At 70.9% G+C, this 14,149-nt stretch carries 14 protein-coding genes and 1 pseudogene; 7 read left to right on the plus strand and 8 right to left on the minus strand.

Going from position 1 to position 14,149, the window contains the following annotated elements; translation table 11 throughout:
- Positions 1-102: 102 nt before the first annotated feature.
- The 3 genes and pseudogenes from QNO26_RS00335 to QNO26_RS00345 all read left to right on the plus strand — a co-directional run bounded on the left by QNO26_RS00335 (position 103) and on the right by QNO26_RS00345 (position 1,809).
- Complete coding sequence (locus QNO26_RS00335) at positions 103-696, plus strand: fasciclin domain-containing protein (RefSeq protein WP_257532647.1); 594 nt, start codon at positions 103-105, stop codon at positions 694-696.
- 120 nt (positions 697-816) lie between these two features.
- On the plus strand, positions 817-1,179 hold the full coding sequence (locus QNO26_RS00340) for an ArsR/SmtB family transcription factor (RefSeq protein ID WP_257532648.1): 363 nt from the start codon (positions 817-819) through the stop codon (positions 1,177-1,179).
- Between the two features lies 1 nt (position 1,180).
- Positions 1,181-1,809: pseudogene (locus QNO26_RS00345) on the plus strand (SRPBCC domain-containing protein).
- Positions 1,810-1,852: 43 nt separating this feature from the next.
- Here the strand turns inward: QNO26_RS00345 and sufU are convergent.
- The 5 genes from sufU to QNO26_RS00370 form a co-directional block, all read right to left on the minus strand.
- Positions 1,853-2,317 carry a Fe-S cluster assembly sulfur transfer protein SufU gene (gene sufU, locus QNO26_RS00350; RefSeq protein WP_257532650.1) on the minus strand — a complete coding sequence of 155 codons (465 nt, stop codon included), beginning with the start codon at positions 2,315-2,317 and terminating at the stop codon, positions 1,853-1,855.
- Positions 2,314-3,624 (minus strand): aminotransferase class V-fold PLP-dependent enzyme, encoded by a 1,311-nt coding sequence (locus QNO26_RS00355; protein ID WP_257638582.1) that lies wholly within the window; start codon positions 3,622-3,624, stop codon positions 2,314-2,316. Before QNO26_RS00355 ends, sufU begins: the two co-directional genes overlap by 4 nt.
- Positions 3,625-3,873: 249 nt before the next feature.
- Positions 3,874-5,088, minus strand: a complete 1,215-nt coding sequence (locus tag QNO26_RS00360; RefSeq protein ID WP_257532653.1) for an amidohydrolase — start codon at positions 5,086-5,088, stop codon at positions 3,874-3,876.
- Between the two features lie 78 nt (positions 5,089-5,166).
- On the minus strand, positions 5,167-6,225 hold the full coding sequence (locus QNO26_RS00365; RefSeq protein WP_257532655.1) for a LacI family DNA-binding transcriptional regulator: 1,059 nt from the start codon (positions 6,223-6,225) through the stop codon (positions 5,167-5,169).
- A 25-nt stretch (positions 6,226-6,250) separates the two neighbouring features.
- Entirely contained in the window at positions 6,251-7,933 is a 1,683-nt protein-coding gene (locus QNO26_RS00370; RefSeq protein ID WP_257532657.1) for a glycoside hydrolase family 13 protein, read from the minus strand.
- 89 nt (positions 7,934-8,022) lie between these two features.
- Here QNO26_RS00370 and QNO26_RS00375 point away from each other — a divergent pair, with 89 nt between their 5' ends.
- Positions 8,023-8,550, plus strand: a complete 528-nt coding sequence (locus QNO26_RS00375; protein ID WP_257532659.1) for an adenine phosphoribosyltransferase — start codon at positions 8,023-8,025, stop codon at positions 8,548-8,550.
- A gap of 78 nt (positions 8,551-8,628) precedes the next feature.
- On the opposite strand, the gene QNO26_RS00380 is transcribed toward QNO26_RS00375, so the two are convergent.
- Genes QNO26_RS00380 through purS form a run of 3 tightly spaced genes read right to left on the minus strand, consistent with a single transcriptional unit; the run spans position 8,629 to position 10,566 of the window.
- Entirely contained in the window at positions 8,629-9,561 is a 933-nt protein-coding gene (locus tag QNO26_RS00380) for a 2-hydroxyacid dehydrogenase (RefSeq protein ID WP_257532661.1), read from the minus strand.
- A 52-nt stretch (positions 9,562-9,613) separates the two neighbouring features.
- The gene (gene purQ / locus QNO26_RS00385; RefSeq protein WP_257532751.1) at positions 9,614-10,315 is read right to left on the minus strand and encodes a phosphoribosylformylglycinamidine synthase subunit PurQ; all 702 of its coding nucleotides are present in this window, start codon (positions 10,313-10,315) and stop codon (positions 9,614-9,616) included.
- 2 nt (positions 10,316-10,317) lie between these two features.
- Positions 10,318-10,566, minus strand: coding sequence for a phosphoribosylformylglycinamidine synthase subunit PurS (purS, locus tag QNO26_RS00390; protein WP_257532663.1), 249 nt, complete (start codon positions 10,564-10,566; stop codon positions 10,318-10,320).
- A 255-nt stretch (positions 10,567-10,821) separates the two neighbouring features.
- On the opposite strand from purS, the gene QNO26_RS00395 reads away from it, so the two are divergent.
- The 3 genes from QNO26_RS00395 (at position 10,822) to QNO26_RS00405 (ending at position 14,146) form a co-directional block, all read left to right on the plus strand.
- Positions 10,822-12,093, plus strand: coding sequence for an ABC transporter substrate-binding protein (locus tag QNO26_RS00395; RefSeq protein ID WP_257532665.1), 1,272 nt, complete (start codon positions 10,822-10,824; stop codon positions 12,091-12,093).
- Positions 12,094-12,176: 83 nt separating this feature from the next.
- Complete coding sequence (locus QNO26_RS00400) at positions 12,177-13,235, plus strand: carbohydrate ABC transporter permease (RefSeq protein ID WP_257638583.1); 1,059 nt, start codon at positions 12,177-12,179, stop codon at positions 13,233-13,235.
- Positions 13,232-14,146: a carbohydrate ABC transporter permease gene (locus tag QNO26_RS00405; protein WP_257532668.1), complete on the plus strand. Its 915-nt coding sequence runs from the start codon at positions 13,232-13,234 to the stop codon at positions 14,144-14,146. The genes QNO26_RS00400 and QNO26_RS00405 overlap by 4 nt, the downstream gene beginning before the upstream one ends.
- The last annotated feature ends 3 nt before the right edge of the window (positions 14,147-14,149 follow it).

Consider the following 14,149-nt stretch of genomic DNA (forward strand, 5'->3'; position numbering starts at 1 on the left):
GCGTGGCCGTGCTGCATCCAAACGGCGTGCTCGACCGGAATACCTTTCTGGCGCCCGACGGCTGTCGCCGAGCGTGACTCTTCTCACCGAAGGAGCAGGAAGATGAACCGGAAGCTCTCCATCGGCGTCGTGGCGATCGTCGCCGCAGCGCTCACGCTGACAGCCTCGCCGGCGTCGGCATACGGCGGCGCGAAGCCGACCGGGTCGATCGTCGATGTGGCTGTCGCCGCATCGGGCGGCGGAACACCGGACAGCAACGGCCGCGACTACGACCTGCTGGTGCAGGCGCTCGTCGCCACCGGGCTCGATGCCACCCTCGCCGACACGAGCACCACCTTCACGGTGTTCGCGCCCAACGACCAGGCTTTCCTGCGCCTCGTCACCGACCTCACCGGTGCCGCCCCGGCGTCGGAGGCCGCGGCGCTCACCACGATCACCTCGACGTTCTCGGCGGAGCAGATCTCGAACATCCTGCTGTACCACGTGGTGCCGGGCAAGAAGCTCGGACCCCTGCAGGTGCTGCTCTCGCGCAACCTGACCATGGCCAACGGCGGCACCATCCAGCCGCGGGCCACCACGCTGCGTGACGAGACCCCGTCGCTCAAGGACCCGCGTCTGGTGCTCTGGGCGATCAACATCCCGGCCACGAACGGCGTCATCCACACGATCGACCGGGTGCTGGTCCCCGCTTCCTGACCAGCGGCGGTCAGGCAGACGAGGCCGGGGGCTCACCCCCGGCCTCGTTGCGCTGCGTGGCGGTGGTGGCGGAAGAGCAGGTCTTGACGAACCAGCCGGCCGGTCGTAACGTGCAACCAAATGGTTGTACGAATGGAACTCACTGATGACGAGACCGACCGCGTCTTCCACGCGCTGGCGGCAGCCACGCGCCGTGACATCCTGCGGCGCACGCTCGAGAGCGAGCAGTCCGTCTCGGCCCTCGCGGCCGGGTACGACATGTCGTTCGCGGCAGTGCAGAAGCACGTCGCCGTGCTCGAGGCGGCCGGACTCATCATCAAGCGCGCTGAGGGCCGCGAGCGGCTGGTGCGGGCGGATCCGGACATGATCGCCCGAGCCCGCACCCTCCTGGCTGCCTACGAAGCCCTCTGGCGCGCACGCATCGATCGGCTGGACGACCTTCTGGCCGCGCCGGCCCCGCCACAGAACACGCAAGGAGGGTGACATGCCCGTCACCGAAGTCACGACCGACCCCGAAGCCCTCACGATGACCCTCATCGCCGACTTCGCCGCCCCTGTCGAGCGCCTGTGGCATGCGTTCACCGACCCGCGCGAGCTCGAGCGCTTCTGGGCTCCGCCGACGCCCTCGACGCCGTGGTCGCGATGGGCGCGATCGAGGGTTCCACGATGGCGATGAACCAGCTCGACCGGGTGCTGCTCGGTCTGCGGGAGTACGCGCAGGGCAAGGGAACGCAGGTGGAGCTGCTCGACGACGTCCACGTGCGGATCACCCGGCTGATCGAGGGCTCGCGGGACCTCGTCTGGCGCGCGCACCACGAGCCCGAGCAGGACGGCAGACCCGAGACGCGCTTCGGCTTCGAGGGCCGCACCCTGCTGTCGCAGCCGCCGCGCCGCGAGGTCACCACCGAGCGCATGATCGGCACCGAGGGCCCCGACGTCATCAACGACCTGAACCTCGACGAAGAGGACGGGGCGACGCTTCTCACGCTGCTGCTGGAGTACCCCGACCGGGCGACGCGGGACGAGATCCTCGCGACCGGCATGGCCGACGGCATGGAGGACAGCTACGCGCGACTGGAGTCGGTGCTCGCCACCGACATCCCCGTGCGCTGACGCGGCGCTGGCGTCGGGCGTGACGCCCGCCGTGGCGGACGACTCAGGCGCGGGGCAGGGCGTCCTCGAGCGCGACCCATGCGAGCATCGCGCACTTCACGCGTGCGGTGAACTTCGACACTCCCGACAGCGCCGTGGCGTCGCCGTAGACGTCTTCGTCGAGCTCCTGCTTGCCCCGCGAGCGCAGCACCTCGCGGAACCCGCCGATCAGGTCGATGGCCTCCTGCCGGCTCAGGGGGTCGCCGGCCTCGATGCGGTCGTCGACGAGGGAGGCCAGCATGGATGCCGACGCCTGCGAGATCGAGCAGCCGGCGCCCTCCCACGTCACCGAGGTGAGCGTCTCGCCGTCGTCGGACACCCGGGCGCGCAGGGTGATGTCGTCACCGCAGATCGGGTTGTGCTGGTGCGAGGTGGCGGTGCGCCCCTCCTCCGAGGCGAGCCCGCGGGCGTGCGGGTGCTTGGAGTGATCGAGGATCAGCTCCTGGTACAGCGATTCGAGGGCGCTCATGCCGTGGCTCCTTCCGCGCCGAAGTACGACCGCACGCCCGCGACGGCGTCGAGGAAGCGGTCGATGTCGTCGTCTGTCGTGAACACCGAGGCCGACGCGCGCACCGACGCGGTCAGGCCGAACCGGGCGTGCAGCGGCTTGGCGCAGTGGTGCCCGACCCGCACGGCGATGCCCCGGGCATCCAGGAACTGCCCGACGTCGTGCGCGTGCACGCCGGCGACGTCGAACGACGCCAGCCCCACCCGGTCGACGTCGGCGCCCGGGTCGCCCAGCACCCGCACGCCGTCGATGGCGTCGAGCCCGGTGAGCAGGCGCCGACCGATCTCGCGCTCGTGCGCGTGCACGGCATCCGTGCCGATGCCGTCGAGGTAGCGGGCCGCCGCAGCCAGCGCGATGGCCTGCGAGACGGGCTGCGTGCCCGCCTCGAACTTCTGCGGTGCGGGCAGGAACCCCGCCTCGTCGAGGGTGACGGTGGTGACCATCGAGCCGCCGGTGAGGAACGGGGGCAGCGCCTCGAGCACCTCGGTGCGTCCGTAGAGCCCGCCGACGCCGTAGGGGCCGAGCATCTTGTGGCCCGAGAAGGCCGCGAGGTCGACGCCCAGGGCGGGCAGGTCCACGGCGAGGTGCGGCACCGACTGGCAGGCATCCATCACCGTGAGCGCGCCCACGGCACGGGCGAGCGCGACGAGATCGGCCACCGGGTTGACGATGCCGAGCACGTTCGACACGTGCGTGAACGCCACGACCTTGGTGCGCTCGCCGATGAGCGCCGCCGCGGCATCCATGTCGAGGGTGCCGTCATCGCGCACCGGGATGTGGCGCAGCACCGCGCCGGTGCGGGCGGCGAGCTCCTGCCACGGGATGAGGTTGGCGTGGTGCTCCGCCTCGGTCACGACGATCTCGTCGCCGGCGCGCAGGGCGAAGCGGGCGGATGCCGGGGCGCCCCGGCCGGCGGTGGCGTTGTCGATCGCATAGGCGACGAGGTTCAGGGCGAGGGTCGCGCCGCTGGCCCAGACGAGGTTCTCGGGCTCGGCGCCGACGAAACCGGCGACGGTCTCGCGGGCATCCTCGAACAGCTCCGTCGCCTCGGCGGCGAGGGTGTGGGCGCCGCGGTGCACGGCCGAGTTGGCGCGGGTGAGGAAGTCGATCTCGGTGTCGAGCACCACCTGCGGCTTCTGACTCGTCGCTCCGGAGTCGAGGTACACCAGCGACTCCCCGTTGACGCTCTGGTCGAGGATCGGGAAGTCCGCGCGCAACGCGGCGGCGTCGACGACCCGGGCGGGGTCGGATGCGATGGGGGCACTCACCCTTCCAGGCTACGCCGCCCAGCCTGCGCGGGGCCCGAGGTGTCCGACGGGCTCGGACCGCGCGGTGCGGACCCACCCGGCCCCGCATCTCCGGTCGTGTCGGGCGGAGCCCCCTCCGGTCGGGCGGCTCCTGGTGGGGCGCCGGGGCGCGGGCATATCCGGGTCGCCCGAAACGAGGAGATCTGCCCGAATGCGGTGGTGAGGGATGCCGGGGCGGGGGATTCCGGGGCGCGGATGCCAGGACGTGCGTCAGCCGAGGAACTCCCGCGCCGCCACCACCAGGTTCTCGACGCCGCGCTCGATGGTGGGGTGAAGCACCGGCGCGAAGAACGGCGAGTGGTTCGTGGGGATGTCCGCGTCGATCGTGCCGGCGGCGGCCGCGGCTGCATACGCCTCGGGGTCGACGCCGCCCCAGAACCAGAACACCAGCGCAGCGCCGCCGTCGCGGGCGAACCACGACACGTCCTCGCTGCCGGTGAACATGCCGGGGTCGACCACGGCGCCCTCGCCGAAGCTGCGCTCGAACGCGGAGACCAGACGGGCAGTGGCATCCGCGTCGTTGATGGTCGGCGGCAGCGTGTGGGCGATCGAGATCACCGGCGGCTCCTCTGCGCCGGACGCCTCGGCCTCGGCGCGGACGACCCGCTCGACCTTGGCCATGACGCGCTCGCGGGCCGCCTCGTCGGTGTAGCGCAGGCTCAGCTCGAGACGCGCCTCGGCGGGGATGATGTTGTTCTTCAGCCCGGCGTGGATGGCGCCGACCGTGACGACCGCCATGTCGCGCGGGTCGATCTCGCGCGACACGATCGTCTGCAGGCGCATCACCGTGGCGGCCGCCATGACGACGGGGTCGATCGTGGCGTGCGGACGCGACCCGTGGCCGCCGCGGCCGAGCAGCGTCACGCTCAGTCCATCGGACGCGGCCATCTGCGTGCCGCTGCGCACCCCGATGAGTCCCGCCGGCAGCGGGGTGAGGTGCTGGCCGAGCACGATGTCGGGGCGCGGGAAGCGGTCGAGCACGCCGTCGGAGATCATCGCACGTGAACCGGCGCCATACTCCTCGGCGGGCTGGAAGACCGCCACCACGGTGCCCGACCAGGCATCCGTCGTCGCGTGCAGCCGTTCGAGGGCGCCGAGCAGCGCGGTGACGTGCATGTCGTGGCCGCAGGCGTGCATGACCGGCACATCCTGCCCCGCGGGGTCGATGCCGCGCGCGGTGCTGGCGTAGGGCACGCCCGTGCGCTCTTCGACGGGCAGGGCGTCCATGTCGGCGCGCAGCCACACGACGGGGCCCTCGCCGTTGCGGATGACCGCCGCGACGCCGGTCTTGCCGATCCCCTCCTCGAACGGGATGCCGAGCTCCTGCAGCGTCCGTGTGACGACCCCGGCGGTGCGGGTCTCCTGGAACGAGAGCTCGGGATGCCGGTGCAGGTCGATGTACAGCGCTTCGAGGTCGATGCTCATGGCCAGAGCCTACGCGGACGGCTGCGGCTGCCCGCGACGGACGATCGCTGCCGCATCCCCGGTGCGGTCGCGCGACCGTCAGCGGGGCGTCGGCGCGCCCGTGGAGGCGCGCACCACCAGCTCGAACGGCAGGGAAGCGAGCGACCCGAAGGCCTCGGCGCCGGCAGCGCCGCCCCCGCCGCCCTCGCCCTCGGCGCGCTCGCCGAGGGCGGCGAGCACCTCTCTCGCCGCGCGCAGTCCCTGGTCGTGCGGGAACTGGTCCACCGTCGTGAGCCCGAAGAAGCCGCTCAGCTCGTGGCCGTCCACACCGACGATCGACAGGTCGCCGGGCACCGACAGCCCCAGGTCGCGCGCGGCGATCAGCGCGCCGAACGCCATCTCGTCCGAGGCGGCGAAGACCGCGGTGGGCGGGGCGTCGCTCGTCAGCAGTCGCATGGCCGCCGCATGGCCGCCCTCGATCGTGAAGTCCGCCGCTGCGTGGCGGGCGGCGGCGCGGGGGATGCCGGCGGCATCCAATGCCAGCTCGAAGCCCCGCCGCCGCAGCGAGGGGATGTGCTCCCGCTCGGTGCCGTCGTCGACGTCGTGCAGGATGCCGATGTGCGCCAGCTCCCGGTGCCCCAGGTCGGCGAGGTGCGCGGTCGCGAGCTTCGCGACCGCGATGTCGTCGACCGCCAGGCTGGGGAGCTGGCGGTGCTCCGCGCCCAGGGCCACGACCGGCATGCCGAGCGCGGCGAGGCGGTCGGCCTCGGCGGTGTCCAGCGACATGGCGATGGCGATGACGCCGTCCACGCGGCGGCGGCGCAGGAACGTCTCGAACACCGCCGCACGCTCCGTGGGATCCTCGGTCAGCGCGTAGAGGGTGATGTCGTAGCCGGCGCTCTGCAGGCCCGATGCGATGCCGGCCAGCACCGTCGAGAAGTACCACCGGTCGACCACCGGCAGCAGCACGCCGATGTTGCGGGCGCGCCCCGACGCGAGGCTCGATGCCGGTGCCGACACGACGTAGCCCAGCGCCGCGGCGGTGTCGAGCACGCGCGAGCGGGTGCCGGCCGATACCTGCCCCCGCCCGCTCAGCGCGCGCGACACCGTCGCAGTGGAGACCCCCGCCGCGCGTGCCACCTCATCGATGCTCACCATGGCGTGGGGTCTCCCGTCGCGTCGATCAGACCGTGCGCAGCCACACGGTGACGTCGGCGGGCAGCATGCCGTCGGTCAGCGGCTCGCTCGCGACCAGCACGTCACCGGCGGGCAGTGCCACCGGCTCGGAGCCGATGTTCGACAGCACCGTGACGTCGCCGTTGGTGAAGGCCAGCACGTCGTCGCCGAAGCCGTCGATCCAGCGCAGCGTGCCCGCTCCCAGGCCGTGCGCGCGGCGCTCGGCGAGCAGGGTGCGGTACAGCGACAGCGTGGAGGTCGCGTCGTCGACCTGCGCAGCGCGCGCGAGGGTCGCCCACTCGGCCGGCTGCGGCAGCCACGACTGGCCGGTGGGGCTGAAGCCGTAGGCGGGGGCGTCGGCCTCCCACGGAATCGGCACGCGGCATCCGTCGCGGCCGTAGCGCTCGCCCTCGGTGCGGAACCAGGTCGGGTCCTGGCGGGCGTCGCCGGGCAGGTCGATGACCTCGGGAAGCCCGAGCTCCTCACCCTGGTAGATGTAGGCCGATCCGGGGAGGGCGAGCATGACGGCGGATGCCGCGCGCGCACGGCGCAGGCCGAGCACGGGCTCGGGCTTTCCGGGCGAGTCCGGCCCGATGCCGTGGCCCTGCGGGTTCTCGGCCGTGAGCGCGAGGCGCGAGGCGTGGCGCACCACGTCGTGGTTCGACAGCACCCAGGTGCTGGGGGCTCCCACCGCGGGGTAGGCGCGCAGCGACTCGTCGATGACGGTGCGCAGCTCGGCGGCGTCCCACGGCGTCTCGAGGTAGGCGAAGTTGAACGCCTGGTGCATCTCGTCGGGGCGTACCCACTTGGCGGTCATGTCGACCGTCGGCAGCCACGCCTCGGCGCAGAGCGCCCGGTCGCCGTCGTACTCGGCGAGCACGCGGTTCCATTCGCGGTAGATGTCGTGCACGCCCTCCTGGCCCCAGTACGGCACGTCGGCGGCGTCGCCGCCCATGGAGCCGGCCTCCGGGTCGGGGGTGTAGTCGGGCAGGCCCGGGGCCTTCACCAGGCCGTGGGCCACGTCGACGCGGAAGCCGTCGACGCCACGGTCGAGCCAGAACCGCAGGATGCGGCGGAACTCCTCGTGCACGACCGGGTTGGACCAGTCGAAGTCGGGCTGCGACGAGTCGAACAGATGTAGGTACCACTGGCCGGGGGTGCCGTCGGGCTCGGTCACCCGGGTCCAGGCCGGGCCGCCGAAGACGGACTCCCAGTTGTTCGGGGGCAGCTCGCCGTTGTCGCCCTTGCCGTCGCGGAAGATGTAGCGGGCGCGCTCGGGGCTGCCCGGCGCGGCGGCCAGCGCCTCCTGGAACCACACGTGCTGGTCGGACGAGTGGTTCGGCACCAGGTCCGCGATGATGCGGATGCCGCGGGCGTGCGCCGCCTCGATCAGGTCGTCGAAGTCGGCCAGCGTGCCGAACAGCGGGTCGACGTCGCAGTAGTCGGACACGTCGTAGCCGGCATCCTTCTGCGGGGAGCGCTGGAAGGGGCTCAGCCAGATCGCGTCGATGCCCAGCGACTTCAGGTCGTCGATGTGGGAAGTCACGCCGGGCAGGTCGCCCACGCCGTCGCCCGAGGCGTCGGCGAACGAGCGGGGGTAGATCTGGTAGATGACGGCGGTGCGCCACCACTGGGAGCCGGGGCGGGAGTCCGCAGCGGCGGCGCCGGGGAGGGTGTCGGGAAGAGTCATGACAGCATGGTACTGCAAGCGCTTGCAGTCGCGGGCCGCGAATGCGCCCCTCCCAGGAACGACGCGGGTGCCGCCGGTAGAATCGGCCGGTGATCCCCCAACCCGACACCGCCCTCGTGCGCGCCGACTCGCTCATCCGCACGATTCCCGACTACCCCCAGCCGGGGGTGCTCTTCCGTGACATCACGCCGCTGCTGGCGGATGCCGCGGCACTGCGCACCGTCGTGGATGCGTTGATCGCGCCGTTCGCGGGGGAGTTCGACGTCGTCGCCGGCATCGAGGCGCGCGGGTTCCTGCTCGCCGGCGCCATGGCCACCGTCGCCGAGGTCGGACTCATCCCCATCCGCAAGGCGGGCAAGCTGCCGCGCCCGGCGGCATCCGTCTCGTACGCGCTGGAGTACGGCACCGCCACGATCGAGGCGCACGACGACATCGCCGACGGCACGCGCGTGCTGCTGGTCGACGACGTGCTGGCCACCGGCGGAACGCTCGTCGCCGCGCACGAGCTCGTCGGCCTGCTCGGCGGCAAGGTCGTGGGCACCTCGGTGCTGATGGAGCTCGAGGGACTCGGTGGCCGCGAGGCCGTCGGCGACGTCTTCTCGGTCTTCACCGCCTGAGCCGTCGCGCTGCCCCCGCTGCTCGCCACGTGACGGGAGTAGGAGATGGGGCGGGCGTGTGCGGCGGGGCGAGGGGCGTCAGCTGCGGACGACGACGTTCGCCGGCTCCTCGCCCGCGAGCATCCGCTCGACCTGGCGTGTGATCAACGCGGCGATGCGCGGGCGCATGGCGCTCGACGCGCCGCCGACGTGCGGGCTGATCAGCACCCCCGGCGTGCCCCAGAGCGGATGCCCCTCCGGCAGCGGCTCGGGGTCGACGACGTCCAGCGCCGCCCGCAGCCGACCCGATGACACCTCGGCCACGAGCGCGTCGGTGTCGATGAGCGAGCCGCGGCCGACGTTGACCACCAGCGCGCGGTCGGGCAGCAGTGCGAGCGTGCGGGCATCGAGGATGCCGCGGGTCTCCTCCCCTCCCGGGAGGCTGAGCACGACGATCTCGGCGTCGGCCAGCAGGGCGTCGAGCTCGTCGATCGCGTGGACGGTCATGCCGTCCTCGTCGCGGGCGCTGCGCGCGACGGCGGTGAGCGCCGCCTCGAAAGGCGCCAGGCGGGCGGCGATCGCCTTGCCCACGCCGCCGTAGCCGATCAGCAGCACCCGGCGGTCGGCGAGGCTCTGTGCGAACTGCGGCTTCCAGACGCCGGCGCGGGTGTCGACGGCGAAGTCGTCGATGTGGCGCTGCGCGGCGAGGATGAGCCCGACGGCGAGCTCCGCCGTCGACGTCTCGTGCACGGTGGCGGCGTTGGCGAAGACGAGACCGGAAGGAAGCTTGTCCTCGACCCCCTCGTACCCGATCGACTGCCCCTGCACGAGGCGCGGGCCGACGCTCGCCAGCGCGTCATACGGCGTGGCCCCGTTCATGTACGGCGGCACCACGATGTCGATGTGCGCGCGCGGAGCATCGCCTGTCATGTCCCACACGACCACCTCGACCCCGTCGGGCAGCGGCTCCAGGTCGGCGGCGAGCTGCTCGGTGGGCACGCTGAGGACGAGATCGTGGATGCCGGAGGTCATGCTCCGACGATACCCACCCCTCTGAGGGGGCGGCCCGTGTGCGGGTCGCGGATCAGGCGGCGGCGCCCACCACGGCGGAGATCGCCGAGGTGAAGAAGGCCAGTCCGTCCACTCCCGACCGCATCGCCTCAGGGGCGTTCGGGCCGAACCCGGGCTCGACGGCGTGCTCGGGGTGCGGCATGAGCCCCACGACGTTGCCGCGCTCGTTGGTGATGCCGGCGATGTCGCGCAGCGACCCGTTGGGGTTCACCCCGAGGTAGCGGAAGGCCACGAGGCCCTCGCCTTCGAGCCGGTCGAGCTCCGACTCCGAGGCGATGTAGCCGCCGTCGGCGTTCTTCAGCGGGATGACGATCTCCTGCCCCGCCTCGTAGTCGCTCGTCCAGGCGGTCGACGCGTTCTCGACGCGCAGCCGCTGGTCGCGGCGGATGAACTGCTGGTGGGCGTTGCGGATCAGTCCGCCGGGCAGCAGGTGCGCCTCGACGAGCATCTGGAACCCGTTGCAGATGCCGAGCACGGGCATGCCGCGACCGGCGGCATCCTTCACCTCGGTCATGATCGGCGCGCGGGCGGCGATGGCCCCGGCGCGCAGGTAGTCGCCGTAGCTGAAGCCGCCGGGCAGCACGAGGGCGTCGACCCCTTCGAGGTCGTGCGAGCCGTGCCAGAGCGCGACGGGCTCGGCGCCGGCGAGGGCGATCGCGCGACGGGCGTCGCCGTCGTCGAGCGAGCCGGGAAAGGTGATGACGCCGACGCGCACGGTCATTCGACGACCTCGATGCCCACCACGTCCTCGATCACGGCGTTGGACAGGATGTCGTCGGCGATACGGCGCGCGGTGGCGAGAACCTCGTCGGTGACCTCGCCGTCGACGGTCAGCTCGAAGCGCTTGCCGATGCGCACGTCACCGAACCCGGCGATGCCGAGGCGGTCGAGGGCACCGGCGACGGCCTTTCCCTGCGGGTCCAGCAGCTCGGCCTTGGGCATGACGTCGACGACGATGGTGGGCATGTTCGGGCTCCGGATGTCGCGGGAAGGGTGCCGTCCCAGTCTATGGGTGCGCGCGGCCCGCCTCATCTGGCGCACGGCGAGCGCTTCGGGCGGCGGTCTCCGGGCACGTTATCCAACCGTGACAAAGAATGGGAGCGCTCCCTTTGCGTTCGTGGGAGCGATCCCATACATTGTTGGCAACCGGTGAGAGCGCTCCCACCCGGAGGGTGCGACGGCCGGGGTCCCGCACGAACCACCACCACAAAGGAGTGACACGTGAAAACACGCGCACTGCGACGCACCACCGCCCTGCTGGCCGGCGTCGCGACCACAGCAATCGTCCTCGCCGGCTGTGCCGGTGGCGGCGACGCCGCGTCGAACGACGGCGATGGCGACGCCACCGCCACCCTGACGCTCGCGACGTTCAACGACATGGGCTACTCGGACGAGCTTCTCGCGGAGTTCACCGAGGAGACCGGCATCAAGGTCGTCCACAACAAGGCGGCGACGTCCAACGACGCACGCGCGAACTTCTTCCAGAAGCTCGGCAAGGGCGGTCTCGCCGACGTCGAGGCCGTCGAGGTGGACTGGTTCACCGAGATGATGAAGTACTCCGACCTCGTCGTTCCGGTGCCCGACGACCTGAAGGGCCGCTGGCTGGACTGGAAGGAGGCCGCCGCGACCGACGCCGACGGCAACCTCGTGGCCTACGGCACCGACATGGGCCCGCAGAGCATCTGCTACCGCGCCGACCTGTTCGAGGCGGCCGGCCTTCCCACCGACCGCGCAGAGGTCGCCGAGCTGTTCCCGACCTGGGACGCGTTCTTCCAGGTGGGTTCGGAGTACGTCGAGAAGACGGGCACCCCGTTCATCGACTCGGCCAACTCGCTGCTGCAGGGCTTCGTCAACCAGCTCGAGCTCGCCTACGAGGAGCCGGACGGCACGATCATCGCCGCCGAGAACCCCGACATCCGCGCCGCCTACGACCAGGTCATCGACAACGGCCTGCCGATCTCGGCCTTCGCCGGTCAGTGGAGCGACGACTGGTACGCGGCCATGGCCGGTGGCGAGTTCGCCGCCATGCTGTGCCCGCCGTGGATGCACGGCATCATCGCCGGTGAGGCGCCCGAGGTCGAGGGCTGGGACATCGCCAACGCCTTCCCCGAGGGTGGCGGCAACTGGGGCGGCTCGTACCTCGTCGTCCCCGCCGACGGCAAGAACACCGAGGCTGCCCAGAAGCTCGCCGACTGGCTGACCGCTCCGGAGAACCAGATCAAGGCCTTCGAGAACGCCGGCACGTTCCCGAGCCAGGTCGAGGCGCAGGACAGCGACGCGGTCACCTCGTACACCAACGAGTACTTCAACGGCGCTCCCACCGGACAGATCGGCATCGACCGCGCGAACGCGATCGAGGTGTCGACCTACAAGGGTGAGAAGTACTTCCAGTACCACGACGCCCTGCAGAACGCGATCACCCGTGTCTTCGACGGTCTCGAGGACAAGGAGACCGCCTGGAACACCTGGCTGACCGAGATCAGCGGTTTCTGATCCCGGCACCAGCCCATTGATCCACGGGGTGCGGGTCGCACCGTGACCCGCACCCCGTGATCATCCGAAGACGAAAGGCGATCGTGACCGCTACTGAATCCCGCCCGCAGACGCGTGCTGCTGCCCCTGCGGCGCCGCCTCCGCGCCAGCCGCGGGTCATCTCCTTCTCGCACCGGCTGAGCCGGTGGGATCTGAAGGTTTCGCCCTACCTGTACATCTCGCCGTTCTTCATCATGTTCGCGATCGTGGGCCTCTTCCCCATCGCGTACACCGCCGTCATCTCCTTCATGGATTGGGACCTGGTCCGCAATTCCGGTGAGTTCGTCGGCTTCGACCAGTACGTCTGGATCCTCACGCAGCCGCACTTCTGGACCGCGCTGCGCAACACCTTCAGCATCTTCGTGCTCTCCAGCGTCCCGCAGCTGCTGCTGGCGATCTTCATCGCCTCCGTGCTGGACCGCAACATCCGCGCCAAGACCTTCTGGCGCATGAGCGTGCTGGTGCCCTACGTCGTCGCCCCCGTGGCGGTCGGCCTCATCTTCAACGCGATGTTCGCCGACAAGTCCGGCCTCATCAACAGCTGGCTGCAGCTGATCGGCATCTCCGCCATCCCCTGGCACGTCGAGCCCTTCTGGAGCCACGTCGCGATCGCCACGATGGTCAACTACCGCTGGGTCGGCTACAACACGCTCATCCTCCTGGCCGCCATGCAGGCCGTGAACCGGGACTTCTACGAGGCCGCGACCGTCGACGGCGCGGGCCCCATCCGGCAGTTCTTCAGCATCACGATGCCGTCGCTCAAGCCGACGCTGATCTTCGTGATCATCACCTCGACCATCGGCGGTCTGCAGATCTTCGACGAGCCCCGCGTCTTCGACCAGTTCGGTCGCGGCGGCTCGGCCCAGCAGTGGCTGACCATCACGCTGTACCTCTACGACATCGGCTGGGGGCAGTGGAACTTCGGCCGCGCCGCGGCCATGGCCTGGATCCTGTTCATCATCATCCTGGGCATCGGCTTGCTCAACCTCCTGCTCACCCGCACCCTCGTGCGAGATGAGGGCCTGCGGTCCGAGCTGAGCAAACGCGAGCAGAAACGGGCCGCGCGAGCGACCAAGAAGACGGTCAAGGAGTCCCAGCGATGAGCATCGGCACGCCCACACCCCTCGCGGTCGTCGAAGAGGGCATCCCCAACGCGGCCCAGCGCCGCCGCGGCGCGAAGACCATCCGCATCCGCGGCTCGCGGCCCGGGTTCTGGGTCTACGGCACGCTCGGCGCCGTCTTCCTCTCGGCCGTCTTCCCGCTGTACTGGTCTTTCGTCATCGGCTCGGGAGACGCCACCACGCTGCGCGGCGCCTTCCCGTGGGTGCCGCTGGGCAACTTCATCGAGAACGCCACGGCGGTGCTGAACAACCCGGCGGTGAACTTCTGGCCGGCGCTGTGGAACTCCATCTACAGCTCGTTCCTCATCGCCGCCGCCGTCGTGGTCACCTCGACCCTCGCCGGCTGGGCGTTCGCGAAGCTGCGCTTCCTCGGCGGGCCGGCGCTGCTGGTGTTCGTCGTGGCCACGATGGCCGTTCCCCAGCAGCTGGGCGTGGTGCCCCTGTACATCCTGTTCTCCGACCTCGGCTGGACCGGACAGATCGGCGCGATCATCATCCCCGCGCTCACCAGTGCTTTCGGGGTGTTCTGGATGACCCAGTACCTGCGTCAGGCGGTGCCCGACGAGCTGATCGAGGCGGCGCGCGTCGATGGTGCGTCCATGATCCGCACCTTCTGGACCGTGGGTGTGACCGCGGCCCGTCCGGCGGCAGCGATGCTGTTCCTGTTCACCTTCGTGGGGTCCTGGAACAACTTCTTCTGGCCGTTCATCGTGCTCGACCGGCAGAACCCCACCCTCCCGGTGGCGCTGTCCCTGCTGCAGTCCAACTACTTCGTCGACTACTCCGTCGTGCTCGCCGGCGTCGTGCTCGCCACGGTCCCGCTGCTGCTGCTGTTCATCTTCGCGGGCAAGCAGCTGGTCAGCGGCATCATGGCCGGCGCGGTCAAGGGCTGAGAC

Origin of the sequence: Microbacterium sp. zg-Y1090 (assembly GCF_030246945.1) — a bacterium.
GTDB classification, from domain to species: Bacteria; Actinomycetota; Actinomycetes; order Actinomycetales; family Microbacteriaceae; genus Microbacterium; species Microbacterium wangruii.

Bases quoted from the DNA above. Each gene is read 5' to 3' on its own strand.
- QNO26_RS00335 (WP_257532647.1), top strand. From the start codon at position 103: ATGAACCGGAAGCTCTCCATCGGCGTCGTGGCGATCGTCGCCGCAGCG.
- sufU (WP_257532650.1), bottom strand. From the start codon at position 2,317: ATGAGCGCCCTCGAATCGCTGTACCAGGAGCTGATCCTCGATCACTCC.
- QNO26_RS00370 (WP_257532657.1), bottom strand. From the start codon at position 7,933: ATGACTCTTCCCGACACCCTCCCCGGCGCCGCCGCTGCGGACTCCCGC.
- QNO26_RS00405 (WP_257532668.1), top strand. From the start codon at position 13,232: ATGAGCATCGGCACGCCCACACCCCTCGCGGTCGTCGAAGAGGGCATC.
- QNO26_RS00380 (WP_257532661.1), bottom strand. From the start codon at position 9,561: ATGACCTCCGGCATCCACGATCTCGTCCTCAGCGTGCCCACCGAGCAG.
- QNO26_RS00360 (WP_257532653.1), bottom strand. From the start codon at position 5,088: ATGAGCATCGACCTCGAAGCGCTGTACATCGACCTGCACCGGCATCCC.
- QNO26_RS00340 (WP_257532648.1), top strand. From the start codon at position 817: ATGGTTGTACGAATGGAACTCACTGATGACGAGACCGACCGCGTCTTC.
- QNO26_RS00365 (WP_257532655.1), bottom strand. From the start codon at position 6,225: ATGGTGAGCATCGATGAGGTGGCACGCGCGGCGGGGGTCTCCACTGCG.
- purS (WP_257532663.1), bottom strand. From the start codon at position 10,566: ATGCCCACCATCGTCGTCGACGTCATGCCCAAGGCCGAGCTGCTGGAC.